At 74.0% G+C, this 10442-nt stretch carries 6 protein-coding genes; 4 read left to right on the forward strand and 2 right to left on the reverse strand.

Annotated features, from left to right (window positions below):
• The first annotated feature begins 51 nt into the window (after window positions 1-51).
• The gene (locus tag C1I95_RS09375; protein ID WP_111213400.1) at window positions 52-819 is read left to right on the forward strand and encodes a type 1 glutamine amidotransferase; all 768 of its coding nucleotides are present in this window, start codon (window positions 52-54) and stop codon (window positions 817-819) included.
• Complete coding sequence (locus C1I95_RS09380; RefSeq protein WP_111213401.1) at window positions 819-3857, forward strand: bifunctional [glutamine synthetase] adenylyltransferase/[glutamine synthetase]-adenylyl-L-tyrosine phosphorylase; 3039 nt, start codon at window positions 819-821, stop codon at window positions 3855-3857. Before C1I95_RS09375 ends, C1I95_RS09380 begins: the two co-directional genes overlap by 1 nt.
• A 78-nt stretch (window positions 3858-3935) precedes the next feature.
• Here the strand turns inward: C1I95_RS09380 and C1I95_RS09385 are convergent, their stop codons facing one another.
• Window positions 3936-5666 (reverse strand): hypothetical protein, encoded by a 1731-nt coding sequence (locus C1I95_RS09385; RefSeq protein ID WP_111213409.1) that lies wholly within the window; start codon window positions 5664-5666, stop codon window positions 3936-3938.
• Between the two features lie 44 nt (window positions 5667-5710).
• Between C1I95_RS09385 and mptB (C1I95_RS09390) the strand changes: the two genes are divergently transcribed.
• Together mptB (C1I95_RS09390) and mptB (C1I95_RS09395) are read left to right on the forward strand one after the other, a co-directional pair.
• Entirely contained in the window at window positions 5711-7111 is a 1401-nt protein-coding gene (gene mptB / locus C1I95_RS09390; protein ID WP_199523662.1) for a polyprenol phosphomannose-dependent alpha 1,6 mannosyltransferase MptB, read from the forward strand.
• 14 nt (window positions 7112-7125) lie between these two features.
• Window positions 7126-8727 (forward strand): polyprenol phosphomannose-dependent alpha 1,6 mannosyltransferase MptB, encoded by a 1602-nt coding sequence (mptB, locus tag C1I95_RS09395; protein ID WP_111213403.1) that lies wholly within the window; start codon window positions 7126-7128, stop codon window positions 8725-8727.
• A gap of 6 nt (window positions 8728-8733) precedes the next feature.
• Here mptB (C1I95_RS09395) and glnA read toward each other — a convergent pair whose 3' ends face one another.
• Complete coding sequence (glnA, locus tag C1I95_RS09400; RefSeq protein WP_111213404.1) at window positions 8734-10158, reverse strand: type I glutamate--ammonia ligase; 1425 nt, start codon at window positions 10156-10158, stop codon at window positions 8734-8736.
• Between the last annotated feature and the right edge of the window lie 284 nt (window positions 10159-10442).

Raw genomic sequence — 10442 nt, forward strand, 5'->3', positions numbered from 1 at the left:
CACCGGTCCCGCGCGGCGGCCCGGTCGGCGAGACCGGATAGCCTCGACGGCGTGGCAACCGCGTTGGTGATCGAGAATGACCCGACCGACGACCTGCGCCGGCTGGGGGAGTGGCTGACCGAGGCCGGCCTCGACCTGTCGGTGACCCGCCCGCACGCGGGTGACGCGCTTCCCGCCGATCTCGACGGGTACGCCGCGCTGGTGGTGCTCGGCGGCGACCAGCAGGCATATCCGTACGCCGACGGGGCGCCGGGCGCGTCCTGGTTCCCGGCCGTGGAGGGGCTGCTGCGCAAGGCCGTCCGGCACCGGGTACCGACCCTGGGGGTCTGTCTCGGTGCCCAGTTGCTCGCCACCGCCCACGCCGGCACGGTCGAGCGGAGCCCGTCCGGGCCGGAGGTCGGCCCCGCCGTGGTCGGCCGGCGGGACGCGGCCGAGTTCGACCCGCTCTTCCGGTACGTGCCGCTGATCCCCGACGTGCTCCAGTGGCACGCCGACGAGATCACCGAGCTGCCCGCCAGCGCCACCCTGCTGGCCGCCTCCACCCGCTACCCGCACCAGGCGTTCCGCCTCGGCGACCGGGCCTGGGGCCTGCAGTTCCACATCGAGTGCGACACCGCGATGATCGCGCAGTGGGCCACCGACTCGACGTTGCTGGCCGAGCTGGGCTACGACCCGCAGCTGGTGATCACCGCCTGTAACGCGGTGATGGCCGACGTCGAGGAGGTCTGGCAGCCGTTCGCGGCCCGGTTCGCCGCGCTGGCCCTCGGCGAGCTGGACGACAGCGGCCCGCGCCCCAGCCTGCCGCTGCTCGGGCACTGATGGGCCGGCCGACCAGCGCCGCGGGCCGGCTCGCCCGGTACGGCTTCGGGATCGGCGACGACGACGGTGGCGCCCGCGCCGCCGACCTGCTCGGCCCGGCCGGGCTCGACCTGTGGCGCCCGCAGACCCAGGAACCCGCCGACGAGCCGGCCCAGGAACTGCTCACCGCGCTGTCCCGGGCCGCCGACCCGGATCTGGCGCTGCGCCAGCTGCACCGGCTGGTCGAGGCCGAACGCCGCGCGGTGTTCGGTGTGCACGGCGGCCCGAACGGCGGCATCGGCGCCGACTCGGCGCTGCTCGCCGCGCTGCACGAGGACCCGGGCCTGCGCCGGCGGCTGATCGCCGTGCTGGGCGCCTCCTCGGCGCTGGGCGACCATCTCGTCGCCAACCCGGGCCAGTGGCCGGTGCTGCGGACCGCCCCGGACGGTCTCGCCCCAACCGCCGACGGCCAGCTCGACCTGCCCGGCGACGGTAACCCGGTGGCGGTGCTGCGCCAGGCGTACCGGCTGGCCCTGCTGCGCCTCGCGGCGGCCGACCTGACCGGCGGGCGCGGCCTGGAGCAGACCATGGCCGCGCTCTCCGCGCTGGCCGACGCCACCCTGTCGGCGGCGTACGCGATCGCCGTCGCCGAGCTGCCCGAGGGCACCCGGGAGCCCCGGCTGGCCGTGGTGGCGATGGGCAAGTGCGGCGGCGGCGAGTTGAACTACGTCTCCGACGTCGACGTGATCTTCGTGGCCGCCGAGGACGACGACCTCGCCGCGGCCACCACGGTGGCCACCCGGCTGATCCACATCTGCGGGCTGGTCGCCTGGCCGGTCGACGCCGCGCTGCGCCCCGAGGGCAACCGGGGGCCGCTGGTGCGGACCCTGGCGAGCCACCTGGCGTACTACCGGCGCTGGGCGCGCACCTGGGAGTTCCAGGCGCTGCTCAAGGCCCGCCCGGCCGCCGGTGACCTGGCGCTCGGGCAGGAGTGGATCGACGAGCTGGCACCGCTGCTCTGGCAGGCGGCCGAGCGCCCCGAGGCGGTCGAGGACGTCCGTGCCATGCGGCGGAAGATTATCGACAACATCCCGCCGAAGGAGCTGGAACGCGAGATCAAGCGCGGTCCCGGCGGGCTGCGCGACATCGAGTTCGCGGTGCAGCTGCTGCAACTGGTGCACGGCCGGGGCGACGAGTCGTTGCGGACGCCCGGCACCATCCCCGCCCTGCGGGCGCTGGTCACCGGCGGCTACGTCGGCCGGGCCGACGGTGAGGCACTGCTGCGCGGCTACCGCTTCCTGCGCGGCGTCGAGCACCGCCTGCAACTCCAGGGCCTACGCCGGACCCACACCGTACCGACCGAGCCGGGCGCGCTGCGCTGGCTGGCCGCGGCGCTCGGCTACACCGCCACCCCGGGACGCAGCGCCGTCGAGGAGTTCCGCGCCGAGTGGGTCACCCACGCCGCCGAGGTACGCCGACTGCACGCCAAACTGCTCTACCGGCCGCTGCTGGAGTCGGTGGCGCGGGTGCCGGCCGACGGCCTGCGGCTGACCCCGGAGGCGGCGCGCAACCGCCTGGAGATCCTCGGCTTCGCCGACCCGGCCGGGGCGCTGCGTCACCTCCAGGCCCTCACCGGCGGGGTGAGCCGCACTGCGGCGATCCAGCGCACCCTGCTGCCGGTCCTGCTCAGCGAGTTCGCCGACGCCCCCGAGCCGGATCGCGGCCTGCTCAACTACCGCCAGGTCTCCGACTCCCTCGGCAGCACCCCCTGGTACCTGCGGCTGCTGCGCGACTCCGGGCCGGTGGCCCGCCGGCTGGCCCGGGTGCTGTCCTCCTCCCGGTACGTCGCCGACCTGCTGGCCCGCGAGCCGGAGGCGCTGCGCCTGCTGGCCGAGGAGAGCGAGCTGAGCCCCCGGCCGCGCGAGGTGCTCTACGACGGTTTCGCCGCCGCCGCGGCCCGGCACACCGACCCGGTCGAAGCCACCCGGGCGGTACGCGCGCTGCGCCGCCGGGAACTGCTCCGCCTCGCCTGCGCCGACGTGCTCAGCCGCGCCGGATCGCTCGCCCCGTCGCGTCCGGACGGCGGTCGCCCGGCATCCGGCCTGGCCGACATTACCGCGGTCGGCACCGCCCTGTCCGACGTCACCGACGCCACCCTCGCCGCCGCGCTGCGGACCGCCCGGGCCGCCCAGCCGGCCCTGCCGGGGCTGCGCTTCGCGGTGATCGGGATGGGCCGGCTCGGCGGGTACGAGTCCAACTACCTCTCCGACGCCGACGTGCTCTTCGTCTACGACCCGCCGGCGGGCGTCAGCGAGAGCGCGGCCAGCGCCGCCGCCCACGCCATCGCCGAGGAACTGCGCCGGCTGCTCGGCATGCCCGCGCCCGACCCGCCGCTCGGCGTCGACGCCGACCTGCGCCCGGAGGGCCGGCAGGGGCCACTGGTCCGCAGCCTCGCCGCCTACCAGCAGTACTACGCGCGCTGGTCGAAGGTGTGGGAGGCGCAGGCGCTGCTGCGGGCCCGGTGCGTCTGCGGCGACGCCGACCTGGGCACCCGGTTCGAGCAGATGGTCGACCCGGTCCGCTACCCGGCCGAAGGGCTGACCCGGGAACAGGTCATCGAGATCCGCCGGATCAAGGCGCGGGTGGAGACCGAGCGGCTGCCCCGGGGCGCCGACCCGGCCACCCACACCAAGCTGGGGCGAGGCGGCCTGGCCGACGTCGAGTGGGCGGTGCAGCTGCTCCAGCTGCGGCACGCCGGGGTGGTGCCGGCGCTGCGCGGCACCCGTACCGTCGACGCGCTCGCCGCCGCCCGGGACGCCGGCCTGGTCGACCCGGCGGACGCCGAGGCGATGGCGGCCGGCTGGACGCTCGCCGCGCAGGTCCGCAACGCGCTGATGCTGGTCCGTGGCCGGGCCGGCGACCAACTACCCCGGCACGGCGTCGAACTGGCCGGGGTGGTCCGGCTGCTCGGCCGGGACGACCCGGGCGAGTTCCTCGACGAGTACCTACGCACCGGCCGCCGCTCCCGCGCCGCCACCGAACGCCTGCTGGAGATGTAAGGAAGGGCACCTTATTAACGCCTGCGGTAGAGCAAGGGCCCCCCTTAACACCGCGGGCGGTAGATGCCGGCGGCCGGATCAGCCGCCGACGGTGTACGTGCCGGCGCGCGGCACCGCCACCGCCGTCCAGTCGCCGTCAGCGGAGACCGTCGCGCCGCCGGTGGCGGCCAGCCAGCGGCTGTGCCGGACGCGTACCGACACCGTGCCGGCTTCGGTGGCGCGGAAGGTGACCGAGGCGCCGTCGGCGTGGACCAGCTCGCCGGGCGCGCCGACCAGCGGCGTCGGGTCGGCCACCGCGTACAGCCGCCACCGCTGGTCGGACCAGACCTCCGTCAGGTACGGCAGGCCGGCCGTGACCAGTTCGGCCTCGGCCCGCCCGACCCAGGACAGCGGCGCGTCGGGCACCGCGACGTACTGCACCGCGTTCTCGTCGAGCCAGGCCCGGTAGCTCTCCACGGTCAGCGGCACGCCGGTGCCGGCCGCGCCGGGCACGGTGGTGAAGAACAGCGGATTGCGGTCGATGTCCGCCTGCCGCAGCCAGCCCCGGGCAAGAGGTACGTCGCCGAGCCGGGCGGCCTCCCAGTAGTTGCGGGTGGGTGGCACCTCCAGCCGCCCGGTGCGGCCGCGTCGGTCCAACTCGGCGCGCAGCGGAGCGAAGTAGCCGGGATCGCTCGTCGGCTCGCCGATGCTGCGCAGGTCGGCGGGGACCACCGGCGGCTGCCACCAGCACACCGCCGCCAGCAGCACGACCAGCGCAGCCACCCCCGCCGTCCGCCGAGCCGGCACCTCGCCGTCGGGCGGCACAGTCGTGCCAGGTCGCCGTAACCGACTCGGGAGGCGGGTCAGCCAGGCAGGCGGGCGGGCCGCCGCGGCCAGGACGGGAAGCGCGAACACAGTCGCCAGCCGGGTGGCGTTCAGCCCGACCGGGGTGTGCACCAGCGCCGCCGCGACCACCCCGCCCGCTGCCAGCAGCGCACCTAACCGCACCGGCCGGTATCCGACCAGCGCCGCCACCAGCAGCGCGGTCACCGCCGCCCGGACCGTGTCGGTGCGGCTGATGTTCATCCAGCCACCGTCGCCGAACAGCAGCGCCGTCACGCCCAGCGGCAGGGCGGCCGCCACCGCGAGGAGCAGCCCGTCGGCGTACCGGCGGGACAGCAAAAGCGCGACCCCGGCGAGGCCGACGAAGAGTCCGGCCACCGGACTGGTCGCCGAGGCCAACAGCGCCCCCGCTCCGGCCAGCCCGAGCCGCCACCAACCGCCGCTACTGGCCAGGGCGTGCCGTGGCCCTGCGTTGTTCCCGGCCGGGCCGGGCCGTGGTGAATCGCCGTTTCCGGGCCGCCGGGGTCGCGGTCGAGCGCCGCCCCCGGTCGGGCGGGCGGCGGGGTGCCAGGTGAGGGCGAGCAGGGCGGCGAGGCCGAAAGCCACCCCGAGGCCGTACGTGACCCGGCCGGAGACCAGGTTGCCGGCGATGGTGACCACCCCGACCAGGCTGCCGAGCAGCGGCCGGGGCACCCGGGTGCGTACCAGCAGCGCGGCGAACGCGGTTGCCGCCGCGACCAGCGCCACCACGCCGGTGAGGCGTACCCCGAGCAGGGCCATCACCGGCTGCGCGACCAGGCTGTAGCCGAACTGCTGGACGCCGCCGTACCAGCGCAGGTCGACCGGGGTCAGGCCGTGCGCGACGAAGAAGTCGGCCCGGGCCACCTGCGCCGCCAGGTCCGAACCCATCGGCGGGAGAGTGAGGTACGCCACCCCGAGCGCGACGGCGGACGCGGTGGCCAGCACCACTACCCGACTGCCCCGCATGCCCACCTCCGTACCGCGACCACGGTACTGGCAGCATGTCCGGCGTGCCCCATCACCTCGTGCGCTGGACCGGACTGGCCGGATCGATCATGCTTGCCGTGGCCGCGTTCCTCGGTGGAGCCCTGCCCAACGGGGATCTGCGACCCACCCCGCTGAAGATCTGGCAGGGCCCGTACGGACCGCTGATCATCGGGCTGTGGCTGTTCGGCACCGTCGCCATGGCGGCCGCCTGGTGGGTGCTGCGGGACCGGGTGCCGTCGGCCCGGTGGGCCCTGGTCACCGCCGGGCTGTGGCTGGTGCCGTTCCTGTTCACGCCGCCGCTGGGCAGCCGGGACGCCTACGCGTATGCCTGCCAGGGAGCCAGCTACTCGGCCGGCATCAACCCGTACGAGTTCGGCGTCTCCACCCTGCCGTGCCCCTGGCTGGACACCATGTCGTACATCTGGCGGGACACCCCGGCACCGTACGGACCGCTGTTCGTGGTGCTGTCCGGTGCGGTGGTCGCCGCGACCGGCTCGCTGTTCGCCAGCATCGCGCTGTTCCGGGTGATCGCGGTGGCCGGTGTGCTGCTGACGGCGGCCTGCCTGCCGGTGCTGGCCCGCCGCTGCGGCGTGCCGGTCGGCCGGGCGCTCTGGCTGGCCCTGGCCGGCCCGCTGGTCGGCGTGCACCTGGTCTCCGGGGTGCACAACGACGCACTGATGGTCGGGCTGATGGTGGCCGGGCTGGCCGTGGTGGTCAGCCGGCCGGGTCGCCCCTGGCCGCTGCTGGCCGGTGGTCTGCTGCTCGGCATGGCCGCCGGGATCAAGGTGACCGCGCTGGTGGTGGTGCCGTTCGCGGCGCTCGCCGCGATCGTCGGCGGGTTCTCCCTGCGGGCGCTGCTGCGCGACGGTACGCCGGTGGTCGGTGGGGCGGTGGCCACGTTGCTCGGCGTGACGTTCGCCGCCGGGCTGGACTTCGGCTGGATCACCGGGCTGTCCCACGGCAACGAAGTGATCGCCTGGACCTCGCCGCCGACCGCCGTCGGGCAGACCGTCGGCTACCTGGTGCTGCCGTTCGGCCTGCACGTCGACGCACTGCCGGTGACCCGGGGGATCGGCATGGTGGTGCTGGCGGCGCTGCTGGTCTGGCTGTGGTTCCGGGCACGCACCCGTGATCCGCTCTGGCACGCCGCGCTGGCGCTGACCGCGACGGTGGCGCTGGCCCCGCTGTTCCACCCCTGGTACTGGTTCTGGCCGCTGGTCCTGCTCGCCGCCACCGCGCAGCACACCTGGTGGTTCAGCGCGGTGACGGTGTTCTCCGCGTTCCACGTATTGGCCGACGGCACCGGGCTGCCCCGGTACACCAAGACGGTCGGTGCGCCGCTGATGACGCTGTTGGTGATCGGGGTGGCCGTGTACTTGGTACGGTCGGCTCGGGCGGCCCGCCGCCCGGTTCCCGCCGACTGAGGAGAGGTACGCCGGTGACCGATCCCGGCGCCAACCCACCCGCGTCCGGTGCCCGTTCCGGATCCGCTGCCCGGTCCGCGTCAGCCGCCTGCCCTCCGCCCGGCCGGGCCCGGCTCGCCCGGTACGCCGGCCTGGCGGGCGCGTTGCTGCTGGCGGTCGCCGGGTACCTCGGCGGCGCGCTGCCCGGTGCCACCACCCAGTTCCGGCACGGCGCCGACGGCCCACTGATCGTGGTGCTGTGGCTGCTCGGCACCGCCACCCTGGTCGGCGCCTGGTGGGCGCTGCGCGGCGGCGCCCCGTCGACCCGGTGGGCGTACGTCACCGCCGGGTTGTGGACCTTGCCGCTGCTGGTCACCGCTCCGATGGGCAGCCGGGACGTCTACTCGTACGCCTGCCAGGGCTGGGTGTACGCCGACGGCGGTGACCCGTACACCACCGGGGTGGCGGCGGGCGGCTGCCCCTGGGTGGAGTCGGTCGCGCCGATCTGGCGGGACACCCCGGCGCCGTACGGCCCGTTCTTCGTGCTGCTCGCCGCCCTGGCCGCGCTGCTCGGCGGCGGCCTGGTCGGCACGGTGGTGCTGTTGCGGGTGCTCGCGGTGGCCGGACTGTTGCTGGCGGCGCTCTGCCTGCCCGGCCTGGCCCGGGCCGCCGGGGTGCCGACCCGGCGGGCGGTCTGGCTGCTGCTGGCCTGTCCGCTGGTCGGCGTGCACCTGGTGGCCGGCGCGCACAACGACGCGGTGATGCTCGGCCTGCTCCTGCTCGGCCTGCTGATCCTGGTCCGCCGACCGGATCGACCGGACCGATCGAACCGACCGGAGCGCACGGACCGATCGGGGGCGCTGCTGAACACCGGGATACTGCTGGTCGCGGGGGTGCTGCTCGGCCTGGCGGTGTCGGTGAAGGCGACGGCCGTGGTGGTGCTGCCGTTCGCGGCGCTGGCCGCGGTGCGCGGCCGGCACACCGTACCGGCGCTGCTGCGCGACGGTGGCACGCTCGCCGCCGGGGTGCTCGGTGGGTTGGTGGTCACCTCGCTGTTGTCCGGTCTCGGGCTCGGCTGGCTCGCGGGGTTGGGCCGCAGCGGCGACACCGTGCAGTGGACCTCACCGCCGACCGCGGTCGGCATGGTCGTCGACTACGCCGGAGAGTTGGTCGGCCGCCGACCCGATGCGGTACCGGTGGCCCGCCTCGTCGGACTGGTGCTGCTGGCCGTCCTGCTGTTGCTGCTGTGGTGGCGCATCTGGTCGATACTGCGCGACCGGGACGCCGGCGCCGGTCAGCGGCGGTCGGAGACGGCCACCCGGGTGACCCTGTTCGGTGCCGGGCTGGCGCTGGCCGCCACGGTCGCCCTCGCCCCGGTGTTCCACCCCTGGTACGCGACCTGGCCGCTGGCCGTACTGGCGGTGGCGGCGGCACGGACCACCTGGTTCGTGCTGCCGTGCGCGGTGGCGTCCTTCCTCGCGTTGCCGGACGGCACCAACCTGGCCCGGCTGACGAAGGCGCCGGGCGCGGTGGCGATGACCATCCTGGTGGTCGCCCTGGTGGCCTGGGGCCATCGGGGGGCCCGCAACGCGCTCGGGCCGGCCTCGCGAGTGCGGAGCCGGCCCGAGACGCGCTGAACGTGATCAGCAGTCGTAGTACATGGCGAACTCGTGCGGGGTCGGGCGCAGGCGCACCGGGTCGACCTCGTTGGTCCGCTTCCAGTCCACCCAGGTGGTGATCAGGTCCGGGGTGAAGACGCCGCCGTCCAGCAGGTAGTCGTGGTCGGCCTCCAGCGCGTCCAGCACCTCGGGCAGCGAGCCCGGCACCTGCTTGACGTCGCCCCACTCCTCCGGCGGAAGGTCGTAGAGGTCCTTGTCGATCGGCGCCGGCGGCTCGATCTTGTTCTTGATGCCGTCCAGGCCGGCCATCAGCATCGCGGAGAAGGCGAGGTAGACGTTGGCCGACGGGTCCGGCACCCGGAACTCGACCCGCTTGGCCTTCGGGTTGCTGCCGGTGACCGGGATGCGGGTGCAGGCGGAGCGGTTGCGCTGCGAGTAGACCAGGTTGACCGGCGCCTCGAAGCCCGGCACCAGGCGACGGTACGAGTTGACCGTCGGGTTGGTGAAGGCCAGCAGCGACGGGGCGTGGTGCAGCAGGCCGCCGATGTACCACCGGGCGGTGTCGGACAGGCCGGCGTAGCCGGTCTCGTCGTAGAACAGCGGCTCACCGTTGAGCCAGAGGCTCTGGTGGGTGTGCATGCCGGAGCCGTTGTCGCCGAAGAGCGGCTTCGGCATGAACGTCGCGGTCTTGCCGTTGGCCCAGGCCTCGTTCTTCACGATGTACTTGAAGAGCTGGAGCTGGTCACCGGCGTGCAGCAGGGTGGAGAACCGGTAGTTGATCTCGGCCTGGCCGGCGGTGCCGACCTCGTGGTGCGAGCGCTCCACGGTGAAGCCGGTGTCGACCAGCCGGCGCACGATGCTGTCCCGCAGGTCGGCGTAGTGGTCGACCGGCGGCACCGGGAAGTAGCCGCCCTTGTATGCGGTCTTGTAGCCGCGGTTGCCGCCCTCCTCCTCGCGGCCGGTGTTCCAGGCGCCCTCGATCGAGTCGATGTAGTAGAAGGCCTGGTTGGCGGAGGTCTCGTGGCGGATCGAGTCGAAGATGTAGAACTCCGCCTCGGGGCCGAAGTACGCGGTGTCCGCGATGCCGCTCGCCGCGAGGTACGCCTCGGCCTTCTTGGCCACGTTCCGCGGGTCCCGGGAGTACGCCTCACGGGTGAACGGGTCGTGGATGAAGAAGTTCAGCGCGAGGGTCTTCTGCGCGCGGAAGGGGTCGATGAAGGCGGTCGCGACGTCCGGGAGCAGGAGCATGTCCGACTCGTGGATCGCCTGGAAGCCACGGATCGACGAGCCGTCGAACGCGAGGCCGTCGGTGAAGACGCTGTCGTCGAAGGACTCGACCGGCAGGTTGAAGTGCTGCATCACGCCGGGCAGGTCACAAAAACGTACGTCGACGAACTTCACGTCCTCGTTCTTGAGGTATCGCAGGAGTTCCTCGGGATTGGCGAACACTCGTCCTCCTGGGCACATCCACGGGTAGCTAGGCTCCTGGCGACGCTATGACCGTGCGGTTGCCCGGCCATGTCTCCAGTGTTTCTGCCGTGTTACGTCCCTCGCGGTATGTCACTCCGGCGGCCGGTACGGACGCCGGGGCCGAGGAACTGGTCCGGCTTTGTCAGTGTAGTGACAGTTGGTGCCATTGGTTCGTTTCGGCGCCACGCGTCGGGCCTCCGGCCTCGGTGGGTCCACCACGGCTGGCTAGGCTTGGCCGCTGTGACCAGCCAGCCGCTCCGCCC

The sequence above is a fragment of the Micromonospora craterilacus genome, assembly GCF_003236315.1.
In the GTDB taxonomy this organism is placed as follows: domain Bacteria; phylum Actinomycetota; class Actinomycetes; order Mycobacteriales; family Micromonosporaceae; genus Micromonospora; species Micromonospora craterilacus.